12 protein-coding genes are annotated in these 14,539 nt (G+C 70.5%); 11 read left to right on the plus strand and 1 reads right to left on the minus strand.

Annotated features, from left to right (window positions below; genetic code table 11):
* Nucleotides 1-29: 29 nt before the first annotated feature.
* From nuoF to F0U47_RS05455, 10 genes are read left to right on the plus strand one after another with little or no spacing between them, the layout of a single operon-like run.
* On the plus strand, nt 30-1,307 hold the full coding sequence (gene nuoF, locus F0U47_RS05410) for an NADH-quinone oxidoreductase subunit NuoF (RefSeq protein ID WP_149749455.1): 1,278 nt from the start codon (nt 30-32) through the stop codon (nt 1,305-1,307).
* Nucleotides 1,304-3,772, plus strand: coding sequence for an NADH-quinone oxidoreductase subunit G (locus tag F0U47_RS05415; RefSeq protein WP_149749304.1), 2,469 nt, complete (start codon nt 1,304-1,306; stop codon nt 3,770-3,772). The genes nuoF and F0U47_RS05415 overlap by 4 nt, the downstream gene beginning before the upstream one ends.
* Entirely contained in the window at nt 3,769-5,142 is a 1,374-nt protein-coding gene (gene nuoH / locus F0U47_RS05420) for an NADH-quinone oxidoreductase subunit NuoH (protein ID WP_149749305.1), read from the plus strand. Before F0U47_RS05415 ends, nuoH begins: the two co-directional genes overlap by 4 nt.
* On the plus strand, nt 5,135-5,779 hold the full coding sequence (gene nuoI, locus F0U47_RS05425; RefSeq protein WP_246159471.1) for an NADH-quinone oxidoreductase subunit NuoI: 645 nt from the start codon (nt 5,135-5,137) through the stop codon (nt 5,777-5,779). The genes nuoH and nuoI overlap by 8 nt, the downstream gene beginning before the upstream one ends.
* Nucleotides 5,776-6,630 (plus strand): NADH-quinone oxidoreductase subunit J, encoded by an 855-nt coding sequence (locus F0U47_RS05430; protein WP_149749306.1) that lies wholly within the window; start codon nt 5,776-5,778, stop codon nt 6,628-6,630. Before nuoI ends, F0U47_RS05430 begins: the two co-directional genes overlap by 4 nt.
* A 10-nt stretch (nt 6,631-6,640) precedes the next feature.
* Nucleotides 6,641-6,940: an NADH-quinone oxidoreductase subunit NuoK gene (nuoK, locus tag F0U47_RS05435; RefSeq protein ID WP_149749307.1), complete on the plus strand. Its 300-nt coding sequence runs from the start codon at nt 6,641-6,643 to the stop codon at nt 6,938-6,940.
* Nucleotides 6,941-6,947: 7 nt separating this feature from the next.
* Nucleotides 6,948-8,897 carry an NADH-quinone oxidoreductase subunit L gene (gene nuoL / locus F0U47_RS05440; RefSeq protein WP_149749308.1) on the plus strand — a complete coding sequence of 650 codons (1,950 nt, stop codon included), beginning with the start codon at nt 6,948-6,950 and terminating at the stop codon, nt 8,895-8,897.
* On the plus strand, nt 8,897-10,420 hold the full coding sequence (locus tag F0U47_RS05445; RefSeq protein ID WP_149749309.1) for an NADH-quinone oxidoreductase subunit M: 1,524 nt from the start codon (nt 8,897-8,899) through the stop codon (nt 10,418-10,420). Before nuoL ends, F0U47_RS05445 begins: the two co-directional genes overlap by 1 nt.
* Nucleotides 10,420-12,015 (plus strand): NADH-quinone oxidoreductase subunit NuoN, encoded by a 1,596-nt coding sequence (gene nuoN / locus F0U47_RS05450; RefSeq protein ID WP_149749310.1) that lies wholly within the window; start codon nt 10,420-10,422, stop codon nt 12,013-12,015. Before F0U47_RS05445 ends, nuoN begins: the two co-directional genes overlap by 1 nt.
* Nucleotides 12,012-13,034 (plus strand): polyprenyl synthetase family protein, encoded by a 1,023-nt coding sequence (locus tag F0U47_RS05455; protein WP_246159472.1) that lies wholly within the window; start codon nt 12,012-12,014, stop codon nt 13,032-13,034. Before nuoN ends, F0U47_RS05455 begins: the two co-directional genes overlap by 4 nt.
* Here F0U47_RS05455 and rarD read toward each other — a convergent pair.
* Nucleotides 13,031-13,942 carry an EamA family transporter RarD gene (gene rarD, locus F0U47_RS05460; RefSeq protein ID WP_223162662.1) on the minus strand — a complete coding sequence of 304 codons (912 nt, stop codon included), beginning with the start codon at nt 13,940-13,942 and terminating at the stop codon, nt 13,031-13,033. The two genes, F0U47_RS05455 and rarD, sit on opposite strands and share 4 nt — an antisense overlap.
* A 136-nt stretch (nt 13,943-14,078) precedes the next feature.
* On the opposite strand from rarD, the gene F0U47_RS05465 reads away from it, so the two are divergent.
* Nucleotides 14,079-14,510, plus strand: a complete 432-nt coding sequence (locus F0U47_RS05465) for a hypothetical protein (protein WP_149749311.1) — start codon at nt 14,079-14,081, stop codon at nt 14,508-14,510.
* The last annotated feature ends 29 nt before the right edge of the window (nt 14,511-14,539 follow it).

Here is a 14,539-nt window from a genome sequence, read left to right on the forward strand (position 1 = left end):
ACTCGGTGCTGACCCCCGTGCTCACCGACATGTGGGACGTCGAGCGCTCGTGGACGCTGCCGGCCTACGAGGCCAAGGGCGGCTACCAGGCGCTGGACAAGGCGTTCGCGATGAGCCAGGACGAGGTGATCAACGCCGTCAAGGACTCCGGCCTCCGGGGCCGTGGCGGCGCCGGCTTCCCGACCGGCATGAAGTGGTCCTTCATCCCGCAGGACAACCCGAAGCCGAAGTACCTCGTCGTCAACGCCGACGAGTCCGAGCCGGGCACCTGCAAGGACATCCCGCTGATGATGGCCAACCCCCACGTGCTCGTCGAGGGCGTCATCATCAGCTCCTACGCCATCCGCGCCAACAAGGCGTTCATCTACATCCGCGGTGAGGTCCTCCACGTCATCCGCCGGGTGCAGGCGGCCGTGGCCGAGGCGTACGCCGCCGGCCACCTCGGCAAGGACATCCACGGGTCGGGCTTCGACCTCGACGTCGTCGTCCACGCGGGTGCCGGCGCCTACATCTGCGGCGAGGAGACCGCCCTGCTCGAGGGCCTCGAGGGCCGCCGCGGCCAGCCGCGGCTCCGCCCGCCGTTCCCCGCCGTCGCCGGCCTCTACGCGAGCCCGACCGTGATCAACAACGTCGAGTCGATCGCCTCGGTGCCGAGCATCGTCGCGAACGGCGCGAAGTGGTTCGCCTCCATGGGCACCGAGAAGTCCAAGGGCTACGGCATCTTCTCCCTCTCCGGCCACGTGCAGAAGCCGGGGCAGTACGAAGCGCCGCTCGGCATCACGCTTCGCGAGCTCCTCGACCTCGCCGGCGGCATCCGCGAGGGCCACGACCTGAAGTTCTGGACGCCCGGCGGGTCCAGCACCCCGCTGCTGACGGCCGAGCACCTCGACGTCCCGCTCGACTTCGAGGCGGTCGGAGCCGCCGGCTCGATGCTCGGCACCCGGGCGCTGCAGATCTTCGACGACACCGTGTGCGTCGTACGCGCCGTGCTGCGGTGGACGGAGTTCTACAAGCACGAGTCGTGCGGCAAGTGCACGCCGTGCCGTGAGGGCACCTGGTGGCTGGTGCAGACCCTCGCCCGGCTCGAGAAGGGGCACGGCAGCGAGGCCGACCTCGACCTGCTGCTCGACCAGTGCGACAACATCCTCGGCCGCTCGTTCTGCGCGCTCGGCGACGGCGCGACCAGCCCGATCTCGAGCTCGATCAAGTTCTTCCGCGACGAGTACCTCGCCCACCTCACCCAGGGCGGGTGCCCCTTCGACCCTGCCCGGTCGACCGCGTGGGCCGGGCAGGAGGTGCCGGCATGACCGTCTCGACTCCTTCGACAGGCTCAGGGACCGACGAGGGCGGTGTGGAGAAGGCCACCGACCTCGTCAACGTGACGATCGACGGCATCCAGGTCGCCGTGCCCAAGGACACCCTGGTGATCCGGGCGGCGGAGCAGGTCGGCGTCCAGATCCCGCGGTTCTGCGACCACCCGCTGCTGGCGCCGGTCGGCGCCTGCCGCCAGTGCCTGGTCGACGTCCCCGATGCCGGCAACGGCCGCGGCTTCCCCAAGCCGCAGGCCTCCTGCACGCTGCCGGTCGCCGAGGGCATGGTCGTCAACACGCAGGTCACCAGCCGGGTCGCCGACAAGGCGCAGCAGGGCGTCATGGAGTTCCTGCTCATCAACCACCCGCTCGACTGCCCCGTCTGCGACAAGGGCGGCGAGTGCCCGCTGCAGAACCAGGCGATGTCGAACGGCCGGGGCGACTCGCGCTTTGCCGGCAACGTCAAGCGCACCTTCCCCAAGCCGATCAACCTGTCGCCGATCGTGCTGCTCGACCGCGAGCGCTGCATCGTCTGCCAGCGCTGCACCCGGTTCGCCGACGAGATCGCCGGTGACCCGTTCATCGCGCTCGTGGAGCGCGGCGCGGAGCAGCAGATCGGCATCGCCGAGGACGCGCCGTTCCTGTCGTACTTCTCCGGCAACGTCATCCAGATCTGCCCGGTGGGCGCGCTCACCTCGGAGACCTACCGCTTCCGGTCCCGCCCGTTCGACCTGGTCTCCAGCCCGGGTGTCGCCGAGCACGACGCGTGCGGGTCCGCGATCCGGGTCGACCACCGGCGCGGCAAGGTGATGCGCCGGCTGGCCGCTGACGACCCCGCGGTCAACGAGGAGTGGATCACCGACAAGGACCGCTTCGCGTTCGCGTACGCCCAGGGCGACGACCGGATCACCTACCCCCGGGTGCGGGGAGACGACGGCGCGCTGCGCCCGGCCTCGTGGCCGGAGGCGTTCGCCGTCGCGGCCCGGGGGCTGACTGCCGCGAAGACCGCCGGCGGTGTCGGTGTGCTGACCGGTGGCCGGCTGACCGCCGAGGACGCCTACGCCTACAGCAAGCTGGCCCGGGTCGGGCTCGGCACCAACGACATCGACTTCCGTGCCCGTCCGCTGTCCGCCGAGGAGGCTGCGTTCCTCGCTGCCAACGTCGCCGGGACTGTGATCGGTACCGACTCGGCGACCACCGGCCGCCTTGCCCCGGTCTCGTACGCCGACCTCGAGTCGGCCACGAAGGTCGTGCTCGTCGGGCTGGAGCCCGAGGACGAGGCCGGCGCGATCTGGCTGCGCCTCCGCAAGAGCGTCCGGGCCGGTGGCACCGAGGTGATCGCGGTCGCGCCGTACACCTCGCGTGGCCTCAGGAAGCTCGACGCCCGTCTCGTGCCGACCGTCCCGGGCGACGAGCCGGCTGTGCTGGCCGGCCTCGCCGCGGACCTCGACGGCACCACGGTGGTCCTGGCCGGGGAGCGCCTCGCCACCGTGCCCGGCGCGCTCACGGCCGTCGCCGACCTCGCAGCGTCGTCCGGTGCCCGGCTGGCCTGGGTGCCGCGCCGTGCCGGTGACCGCGGCGCGGTCGAGGCGGGGTGCCTGCCCAACCTGCTGCCCGGCGGTCGTCCGGTGGCCGACCCCGGTGCCCGGGTCGACGTGGCGACGGCGTGGGGCGTCGACGCGCTTCCCGAGGCCGAGGGCCGCGACGCCGACGCCATCGTGGCCGCGCTCGTCGCCGGTGAGCTGGGCGGACTGCTCGTCGGCGGGGTCGACCCGGCCGACACCTCCGACCCGGCCGCGACCCGCGCGGCCATCGAGGCCGCCGGCTTCGTGGTCGCCCTCGACCTCCGGGAGACCGAGGTCACCCGCGCCGCCGACGTCGTGCTGCCGGTCGCGCCGGTCACCGACAAGGCCGGCACCTTCGTCAACTGGGAGGGCCGGGTGCGGCCGTTCGAGGCGGCTCTCAGCAACCCCTCCTCGCTCCCGGACCTGCGGATCCTGGCCGGCATCGCGGAGGAGATGGGCACGCCGCTCGGCTTCCGCACGGTGCCCGAGGTTCGCGCCGAGATGGCGCAGCTGGGCCCGTGGGACGGGGCGGGTCCGTCGGAGGCTTCGAGGCTCGTCGCTGGCGCTCCTCGCACCTCAACCAGCGACGGCTCGGACGGCCTCGTCCTCGCCACCTGGAAGCAGTCCATCGACAACGGGCGGATGCAGGACGGCGACAAGTACCTCCGGGCCACCGCCCGGGTTCCCGTCGCCCTGGTGACCCAGGACGTCTACGCCTCGTGCGGTCCGACCGTGACGATCACCGGTGACCGCGGGTCGGTGACCCTGCCGGCCGTGGTCGCCGGCGACCTGGTCGCCGGCGTCGTGTGGGTGCCGGCGAACTCGTTCGGCGCCGGAGTGCTCAGCGACCTCGCCTCACCCGGCAGTCGCGTGCGAGTGGAGGGAGGACAGGCATGAGTGCCCTGTCTGCGTACCTGACGCCGATGGCGGCCGACCCCACGAGGGAGCTGCCCGCGTTCGGCCACGACGAGTGGTGGGTCATCGGCCTCAAGACGCTGCTGATCTTCGTCGTGCTGGTGCTGCTCACCCTCTTCAACATCTGGTGGGAGCGCCGGGTCGTCGCCCGGATGCAGCACCGGATCGGACCCAACGTGCACGGGCCGTTCGGCCTGCTGCAGTCGCTGGCCGACGGCGTGAAGCTCGCGCTCAAGGAGGACCTGACGCCGAAGGCCGCCGACAAGTTCGTCTTCATCCTCGCGCCCGTCATCGCGGTGATCCCGGCCTTCGTCACCTTCGCCGTGATCCCGTTCGGCCCCGAGGTGAACTTCTTCGGCGAGCGGACACCGCTCCAGCTCACCGACATGCCGGTCGCGGTCCTGTTCGTGATGGCGATCGCGTCGATCGGCATCTACGGCATCGTGCTGGCCGGGTGGTCCAGCGGCTCCACGTACTCCCTGCTCGGCGGCCTGCGCTCGAGCGCCCAGATGATCTCCTACGAGGTCGCGATGGGCCTCGCCCTGGTCTCGGTCTTCATGTACGCCGGCTCGATGTCGACCAGCGAGATCGTGGCGGCGCAGGACGACTTCTGGTTCGGCCTGATCCTGTTCCCGTCGTTCGTGATCTACACGATCGCGATGGTCGGCGAGACCAACCGCGCGCCGTTCGACCTCCCGGAGGCCGAGGGCGAGCTGGTCGGCGGCTTCCACACGGAGTACTCCTCGCTGAAGTTCGCCCTGTTCTTCCTCGCCGAGTACATCAACATGGCGACCGTATCCGCGCTCGCGACCACGCTCTTCCTCGGCGGCTGGCACGCGCCGTTCTGGATCGACGAGGTGTGGCCCGGCGCCAACCAGGACTACTGGCCGGTGCTCTGGTTCTTCGGCAAGGTGCTGTTCTTCATCTTCATCTTCATCTGGCTGCGCGGCTCGCTGCCGCGACTGCGCTACGACCAGTTCATGGCGTTCGGCTGGAAGCTCCTGATCCCGATCTCCCTGGGGTGGATCATCGCGGTCGCCACGATGCGGGTCGCCCGCGAGGAGATCGACTTCGACGGACGGAACCTGCTGATCGCCATCGGCATCGGGGTCGGGGTGGTGCTGCTGGTGTCCCTCATCCCCGAGCGCCGGAAGGACGACAGCGAGACGACCCGGAGCGCCACGCCGCGAAGCGGCGGCTTCCCGGTCCCGCCCATGCCGACCGGCGGCGCGGTGCAGGGTGCTGCCCGTCCGCTCGTCTTCGCGAACGACGAGGGGGTCACTGAGCCTGTCGAACGTGTCACCACCACGACTTCTGCCACCACCGACCGCACGGAGGCGCGCGATGGCTGACAAGGACCAGGGGACCCCGTCCCTCAAGGAGCAGTTCTGGGACCCGGTCGCCGGCTTCGGCGTGACCTTCCGGACCATGTTCCGCAAGGTCGTCACCGAGCAGTACCCCAAGGAGAAGCTCCCCACCGCGCCGCGGTTCCACGGCCGCCACCAGCTCAACCGCTGGCCGGACGGACTGGAGAAGTGCGTCGGCTGCGAGCTGTGTGCCTGGGCCTGCCCGGCGGACGCGATCTACGTCGAGGGCGCGCAGAACAGCGACGAGCCCACGGTCGACGTCGACGGCAACCCGGTTCCGTCCGGGCGGTTCTCGCCGGGCGAGCGCTACGGCCGCGTCTACCAGATCAACTACCTGCGCTGCATCCTCTGCGGCCTCTGCATCGAGGCGTGCCCGACCCGGGCGCTCACGATGACCAACGAGTACGAGCTGGCCGACGACAACCGCGCCGACCTCATCTACGAGAAGTCGGACCTGCTCGCGCCGCTGCTGCCGGGGATGGAGCAGCCGCCGCACCCGATGCGGCTCGGCGACGAGGGGGCCTACTACCGCGGCGAGAGCGCTGCCGTGGCCGTCGACGCCGGTGACCGACCGCAGGCGTCGCGGGCCGCCCAGGAGCCGACGGGGGAGGAGCACCGGTGACCGCCTTCTGGATCCTGGCGCCGGTCATGGTGCTGGCCGCCCTCGGCATCCTCTTCGTGCGCAAGGCCGTGCACGCAGCGCTGCTCCTCGCAGTCGTGATGATCAGCCTCGCGATCCTCTACGCGGTCCTCGAGGCGCCGTTCCTCTTCGCCGTGCAGATCATCGTCTACACCGGCGCGATCCTCATGCTGTTCCTGTTCGTGCTGATGCTGGTCGGCGTCGACGCCTCGGACTCGCTCGTCGAGACCATCAAGGGCCAGCGTGCGCTGGCCTGGCTGACCGGGATGGTGTTCGCGGTCGTGATGGTCGTCGGGCTGACCCAGATCTCGTTCGGCACGGCCGTGGGCCTCGACGAGGCCAACACCGGCGGCAATGTCAAGGCGCTCGCCAACGTGCTGTTCTCGCGCTACGTCTTCGCGTTCGAGGTGACCAGCGCCCTGCTGATCACGGCCGCGGTCGGCGCGATGGTGCTCGCGCACCGCGAGCGGCTCACGCCGAAGACGCACCAGGCCGAGCTCGCGGCGAAGCGGGTGCGCGACTTCAGCGAGAAGGGGGTCCACCTCGGTCCGCTGCCCCCGCCCGGCGTCTACGCCCGGCACAACGCGGTCGACACCCCGGCGCTGCTGCCCGACGGCAGCCCGGCGCCGGCGTCCGTCTCCCGGGTGCTCGCCGCGCGCGGCACGGTCCGCGCCGCGGACGCGCTCGCCGACGACGTCGACGAGGTCACCGCCCAGCTGGGCCAGGACGCCGCCCACAAGCCCGAGACGTCCGGCAAGGCCAGCGCCACAGCCTCCTCCGAGGAAGACTCCGCCGAGCCAAACGGCGACCACGGTGTGCGAGGCAAGAAATGAGCGACCACAGATGAGCCTCACGCCGTACGTCGTCCTCTCCGCGATCCTGTTCACGATCGGGTCGATCGGGGTCCTCACCCGCCGCAACGCGATCGTCGTGTTCATGTGCGTGGAGCTCATGCTCAACGCCTGCAACCTGGCGTTCGTCGCGTTCGCCCGCCAGCACGGCAACCTCGACGGCCAGATCGCTGCCTTCTTCGTGATGGTGGTCGCCGCGGCCGAGGTCGTGGTCGGGCTCGCGATCATCATGACCATCTTCCGGACCCGTCGGTCGGCTTCCGTCGACGACGCCAGCCTGCTGAAGTTCTGAGGGGCCGATGAGTTCTCACCTGCTGCTGACCGCTGCCGCGGAGGCGGAGCACCACGTCCCGGTGGTAGCCCCGACCGAGGCCGACGGCGTCTTCTCCCTGCTCTGGCTGATCATCGCGCTGCCGCTCCTCGGCGCCGTGGTGCTCCTGCTCGGCGGCAGGTACGCCGACAAGTGGGGCCACTACCTCGGCGCTGCGCTGCCGATCGGCTCGTTCGTCATCAGCCTGATGTGCTTCTTCAGCGTCCTCGGGCGTGACGAGGACGACCGGCAGGTCGCCCAGCACCTCTACGACTGGATCCAGGTCGGCGGCCTCGACGTCGGCATGGACCTGCTCTACGACCCGCTGTCGGCGATGTTCCTGCTGCTGATCACCGGCGTCGGGTCGCTCATCCACGTCTACTCCATCGGCTACATGGCGCACGACCCGCGCCGGCGCCGGTTCTTCGGCTACCTCAACCTGTTCGTCGCCGCGATGCTGATGCTGGTGCTGTCGGAGAACTACCTCGGACTGTTCCTGGGCTGGGAGGGGGTCGGCCTGGCGTCGTACCTCCTCATCGGGTTCTGGCAGCACAAGCCCTCCGCCGCCGCGGCCGCCAAGAAGGCGTTCGTCATCAACCGCGTCGGCGACATGGGGATGGCGCTCGCGATCTTCCTGTTCTTCGTCACGTTCGGCTCCACCAGCTTCAGCGTGATCAGCGAGAACGCCGCCGGCGCCTCGGAGACCACGCTCACCTGGCTCGGTGTGCTCCTCCTGCTCGGTGCGTGCGGCAAGTCGGCGCAGGTGCCGCTCCAGGCCTGGCTGCTCGACGCGATGGAGGGTCCGACCCCGGTGTCGGCGCTGATCCACGCGGCCACCATGGTGACCGCCGGCGTCTACCTGATCGCGCGCTCGAACTTCGTCTTCGAGCTGGCGCCGACAGCGCAGACCGCGGTCGTGATCGTCGCGACGGTCACGCTCCTGTGGGGTGCGATCCTCGGCTGCGCCAAGGACGACATCAAGAAGGCGCTCGCCGGGTCGACGATGAGCCAGATCGGCTACATGATGCTCGGCGCCGGCCTCGGTGTGGCGGGCTACGCCTTCGCGATCTTCCACCTGCTGACCCACGGGTTCTTCAAGGCCAACATGTTCCTGGGCGCGGGCTCGGTCATGCACGCGATGGACGACGACGTCGACATGCGCCACTACGGCGGCCTGCAGAAGATGCTGCCGGTGACCTTCCTGACGTTCGCGATGGGCTACCTCGCGATCATCGGGTTCCCCGGGTTCTCCGGGTTCTTCTCCAAGGACAAGATCATCGAGGTCGCCCTGACTGAGAACCTCCTGGTCGGTCTCTGCGCCCTCCTCGGCGCGGGCATCACCGGCTTCTACATGACGCGCCTGATGCTGCTGACGTTCTTCACGAAGAAGCGCTGGGCCGACGACGTCCACCCGCACGAGTCGCCCGCAGTGATGACCGTCCCGCTGATCGTGCTCGCGGCGCTCTCGGTCCTCGGTGGCGTGATGCTCGCCGGCGACTGGATCGTCGACTTCCTCAGCCCGGTCGTCGGCCACGTCGAGCACGAGGAGCCTCCGCTGCCCGCGATCGTGATCACGCTGCTCGTCGTCGTCGTGGTCGGCATCGGTGTGGCACTGGCCTGGTTCTTCGTCCAGCGGCGGGACGTTCCCCGCGAGGCCCCGCGCGACGTCTCCTTCGTCACCAAGGCCGCCCGTGCGGACCTGTACGGCGACGCGATCAACGACGGGCTCGTCGTCCGGCCCGGCGGTCACCTGGTGACCGGCCTGGTCGCCGCCGACCGCAGTGTCGTGGACGGCACCTTCACCGGCGGCTCGTTCACCGTCCGCGGCGTCGGACAGGGGCTCCGTCGGCTGCAGACCGGATACGTCCGGTCCTACGCGCTGTCCGTGCTCGGGGGCGCCCTCATCCTCGTCCTGACCCTGGTGGCGGTGAACCTCTGATGTTGTCCACTCTCATCTGGCTCCCGCTGGTCGGCGCGATCGTCGTCGCCGTCGCACCGGCGACCCTGAGCAAGCTGCTCGGCATGGCCGTGGCCGCGGCGACGCTGGTCGTCGCCGTCGTGGCGGCGGTGTCCTACGAGGTCGACGGCGGCTTCCAGCTCGAGGAGACCTACACCTGGATCGACGCGTTCGGCGTCCACTACGCGCTCGGGCTCGACGGCCTCGGCCTGCTGATGGTCCTGCTGACGGTCGCGCTGGTGCCGCTGGTGCTCGCGGCCGAGTGGTTCCTCGCCGACGACGCCGGCGGCAGTGGTGCCCGCTCGTTCGTCGCGTGGACCCTGGCTCTCGAGGCGCTGTCGCTCGCCGTCTTCTGCGCGACCGACGTGTTCCTCTTCTACGTCGTCTTCGAGGCGACGCTGATCCCGGCGTACTTCCTGATCGGCGGCTTCGGCCGCGCGGGCCGCGGCGCGGCTGCGATGAAGTTCCTGATGTTCCAGCTCGCGGGCGGCCTGATCCTGCTGGCGTCGGTCATCGGGCTCTACGTCGTGGCGGCCGAGGAGGGCGAGCCGTCGTACCTCCTCACCGACCTGGCGGCGGTCGACATCGGCACCCAGGAGGGCCGCTGGCTGTTCATCGGCTTCTTCATCGCGTTCGCGATCAAAGCGCCGCTGTTCCCCCTCCACACCTGGCTGGCCGACACCACCGAGAAGGCGACCCCGGGCACCTCGGTCCTGCTGGTCTGCGTGCTCGACAAGATCGGCACCTTCGGCATGCTCCGGTTCTGCCTCGGGATCTTCCCCGAGGCCTCGGAGTGGGCGACGCCGGTCGTGATCGCGCTGGCCCTGATCTCGATCGTGTACGGCGCCCTCGTGGCGATCGGGCAGGACGACGTCCTCCGCCTGATCGGCCTGACGTCGCTCAGCCACTTCGGCTTCATCACGCTCGGCATCTTCGCGATGACCAGCCAGGGCGGCTCCGGCGCGATCCTCTACATGGTCAACCACGGCATCGGCACCGCCGCGCTGTTCCTCATCGCCGGCTACATCCTGCACAGGCGCGGCACGACGCTGATCAGCGAGATGGGCGGGCTCGAGAAGGCCACGCCGGTCCTCGCCGGCCTGTTCCTCGTCGCCGGCCTCGCGACCCTCGGCCTGCCCGGGCTCAGCCCGTTCGTGTCGGAGTTCCTGGTCCTGGTGTCGGCCTTCGACTACGCGTGGTGGGTCGGCGCGATCGCCGTCACCGGCATCGTGCTGGCCGCGATCTACGTCCTGTGGATGTACGAACGCACCATGACCGGCCGCACCCCGGTCGACGTCGAGGCGACGCCCGACCTGAGCATCCGCGAGATCGGGGCCGTCGCGCCGCTGATGCTGGCGCTGGTCCTGTTCGGCTTCTACCCGACGCCCCTGCTCGACGTCGCCAACCCGGTCACCGACGACCTGCTGGCGCACGTCGGCGTCGAGGACGACAGTCCCGACGTACCGCCCGGTGAGGTCCACGACGAGGCGGAGGAGGCGCACTGATGCCCGAGTTCAGCAAGCCGACCATCGAGTACTTCGAGCTGCTCCCGCTGCTCATCGTCTTCGGCACCGCGTGCCTGGGCGTCCTCGTCGAGGCGTTCCTGCCGCGCGACCGGCGCCGGGTCCCCCAGCTGCTGGTGACGCTGGCCGGCCTCGTCGCCGCGCTCGCCGCCACCATCTGGGTCGCCACCGACCTCGAGGAGCACGCCGACGGTGCCGCGCGTGGCCTCGTCGGAGCCGAGGGCAGCGTCATCGTCGACGGCCCGACCGTCTACCTGTGGGGTCTGCTGCTGGTCTTCGGCATCCTCGGCACCGGTCTGTTCGCCGAGCGCCGGCTGGAGGGCGGCCTGTCTGCGTTCGCCGGCCAGGCGGCGGCCCTCCCCGGCACCGAGGCCGAGCGCCTCGCGGCGACCAAGGGCCTCGACCACACCGAGGTCTACCCGCTGCTGCTGTTCGCGATCGGCGGCATGCTGCTCTTCCCGGCGTCCGGCGACCTGCTCACGATGTTCGTCGCGCTCGAGGTGCTGTCGCTGCCGCTCTACCTGCTCTGCGGCCTCGCCCGCCGCCGGCGGCTGCTCAGCCAGGAGGCGGCGCTCAAGTACTTCCTGCTCGGCGCGTTCTCCTCCGGCTTCTTCCTGTACGGCGCCGCGCTCGTCTACGGCTACGCCGGCACGATGTCCTTCGCGGGCATCGACCAGGCCGTCCGCGCGGGCACGGCGGACCAGGGACTCCTGCTCGCCGGCATCGCGCTCCTCGCGGTCGGCCTGCTGTTCAAGGTCGGCGCCGCGCCGTTCCAGGCCTGGACCCCCGACGTCTACCAGGGTGCCCCCACCGCGGTGACCGCGTTCATGTCGGCGGCCACCAAGGTCGCGGCGTTCGGTGCGCTCCTGCGGCTCTTCTACGTCGCGTTCGGCGCCGAGCGCTGGAGCTGGCAGCCGATGCTGTCGGTGATCGCGATCGCGACGATGCTGCTCGGTGCGGTGCTCGCCGTCGTGCAGACCGACGTGAAGCGGATGCTCGCCTACTCCGCGGTCGCGCACACCGGCTTCCTGCTGACCGGTCTGATCGGTGCGCAGGGCGTGGGAGACCTCGCCGAGGGCCAGTACTCCTCGCTCGAGGGCGTGCTCTTCTACCTCACGACCTACGGCTTCGCGTCGGTCGGCGCCTTCGCGCTGGTCACGGTGGTGCGCGACGCCGGCGGTGAGGCCACCGGCAACGCCGCCTGGGCGGGTCTCGGCAAGCGCTCTCCGCTGGTCGCCGGCGCCTTCGCGTTCTTCCTGCTGTCGATGGCCGGGATCCCGCTCACGTCCGGCTTCGTCGGCAAGTGGGCGGTGTTCACCTCGGCCATGTCCGCCGGGTTCTGGCCGGTGGTGCTGGTCGCGATCGCGTCGAGCATCATCGCGGTGTACTTCTACATCCGCCACATCCGCCTGATGTTCTTCAGCGACCCCGACCCGGACGGGACGGTCGCCGTGAGCGACGCCTCGCTGCTCACCGTCGGCACGATCGCGGTGTGCCTCGCGGCGACGGTCGTCCTCGGCGTTGTGCCAGGGCCGGTGCTCGATCTCGTGGTGGGTGCGGGAGACTTCATCAGGTGAGCACTGATCCGTCGGCCGGGCCCAGCCCGGCCGAGCTGGCCCTCCCGATCGTCGACGACGCGCTGGCCGCCCGCCTGCGCGAGCGGATGGCGGCGGTCGAGACCGCACTCTTCGAGCACGCGAGCAGCCGTGCGCCGTACGTCACCGAAGCGGCGCGCCATCTCCTCGCTGCCGGCGGGAAGCGGTTCCGGCCGCTGCTGGTGCTGCTCGCCGCCGAGGCGGGCGACCGTCCGGACGCCGAGGAGGTGCGGACGGCGGCGTGCGTCGTCGAGATCACCCACGTCGGCTCGCTCTACCACGACGACGTCATGGATGAGGCCGCGCTGCGCCGCGGCTCCGACTCCGCCAACTCGCGCTACGACAACCTGGTCGCGATCCTCACCGGCGACTGGCTGTTCGCGAAGTCGTCCGAGCTCACGGCCGCGCTGGGCCCCGAGGCGGTGCGGATCCAGGCGGAGACCTTCACCCGGCTGGTCGAGGGCCAGATCCTCGAGACGGTCGAGCCTGGCCCCGGCGAGGACCCGCTCGCGCACTACCTCGAGGTCGTCGCCGGCAAGACCGGCTCGCTCATCGCCACGTCGGCCCGCTACGGCGCGCTCTTCGGCGGGGCGTCGCCCGAGGTGGTCGCGGCGCTGACGGAGTACGGCGAGCTCGTCGGCACCGCCTTCCAGCTCTCCGACGACATCCTCGACATCGCCTCCGACTCCGCCGAGTCGGGGAAGACGCCGGGCACCGACCTCCGCGAGGGGGTGCCGACGCTGCCGGTGCTGATGGCCAAGGCCTCCACGGACCCCGCGGACGCCCGGCTCCTGGAGCTGCTGTCGCTCGACCTCGACGACGACGCCCTCCACGCCGAGGTGCTGGACCTCCTCCGCAAGCACCCCGCGATGGACGAGGCGCGCGCCTACGTCGTCGCCCGTGCCCAGGAGGCCAAGCAGCTCCTGACGGTCCTGCCCGAGGGGTCGGTGCGTTCCGCACTGGAGACCTTCGCCGACGTCGTCGCCACCCGCACGGCCTAGACCGCGGCTGCCTCGGTCACCAGCGCGAGCTGCTGGCGACGGCGCTCGCGGATCGCGTCCCAGGTGAACACGCTCAGCGCCAGCCAGACCAGCACGAAGCCGAACCAGCGGCCCGGCGGCATGTGCTCGCCGAGAACCGTGATGCCGAGCGCGAACTGCAGGATCGGCGCGAGGTACTGCAGCAGCCCCAGCGATGTCATCGTGATCCGCGTCGCGGCGCCGCCGAACAGCAGCAGCGGGATGGCCGTGACCACGCCGGTCGACATCAGCAGCAGCACGTGGCCGACGCCCTCAGAGGCGAAGCGCGCGTCCCCGGTGCTGCCCAGCCACGCCAGGAAGCACAGCGCGAACGGGGCGATCAGCGCCGTCTCGACGGCCAGGCTCTCGATCGCGCCCACGCCGGCCGTCTTCTTCGCCAGGCCGTAGGTGCCGAACGAGAACGCGAGCACGAGCGCCACCCACGGCGGCCGGCCGTAGTCCCAGGTCAGCACCGCGACGGCGACGAACCCGAGGCCGAGCGCGGTCCACTGGACCGCCCGCAGCCGCTCGCCGAGGAGCACCACGCCCATCAGCACCGTGACGAGCGGGTTGATGAAGTAGCCGAGCGACGTCTCGACCACCCGCTCGGAGTTCACGCCGTAGATGTAGGTGCCCCAGTTCGCGGTGATGGTGGCTGCGGCGAGCACGAGGAGCAGCGTCGTACGACGGTCGCGGAGCAGGTCCCGCAGGGCGGCTCGCCGTCGGAGCACCACCACCAGGACCGCCATGACCAGCGCCGACCAGAAGACCCGGTGGGCCAGGATCTCGACCGGCCCGCTCGGCTCGAGCAGCGGGAAGTAGAGCGGGAACGCGCCCCACAGTCCGTACGCCGCGAAGCCGAAGATCAGACCTCGTCGCGACTCCGTCACGTAACGAGCGTAAGGGTGGAACGCCCATTACTCAAAGGTAAAGGGGACGGCTAGCATGCGACGGCCGGCGTTTGCCTGAGAACGAGCAGGGTAGGACGCCGCCTGCACAGCTCATCTACTCGGACCAGGGGATTCCATGCATCGCTTCATCGTCGGCCTGATCGCCATGTTCAGCGCCGCCCTGCTCGCCGTGACCGCCGCACCGGCGGACGCTCGCGACACGACCAGCATCACTTCTTCCAAGGACGCCGCGGCCTCGGCCGCCGAGAACGCGGAGCGCGGCCGGATCCGGCTGACGATCCACGGCGAGATCGTCAACAACACCCGCCTCAAGATCAACGGCCAGGCGCGGGGCTGGCGCAGCAAGCCCGTCCTCCTACAGCGCAAGCGCGGTCTGAACGGCGCCTGGCGGGTCGTCGAGCGCGACCGCACCACCCGCGAGGGTCGCTACCTCTTCGCGAGCGCGCCGGTGCCGCGGTCCGGTCGCTACTACTTCCGGACCAAGGTGAAGAGCCCGCGGTACGCACCCTCCGCGACGATCGGCTGGTACTCCCGCAGCGCGTCATGACCTGAGAACGATCGTGGGCCCCGCCGACC

It is taken from the genome of Nocardioides antri (assembly GCF_008373765.1).
GTDB classification, from domain to species: domain Bacteria; phylum Actinomycetota; class Actinomycetes; order Propionibacteriales; family Nocardioidaceae; genus Nocardioides; species Nocardioides antri.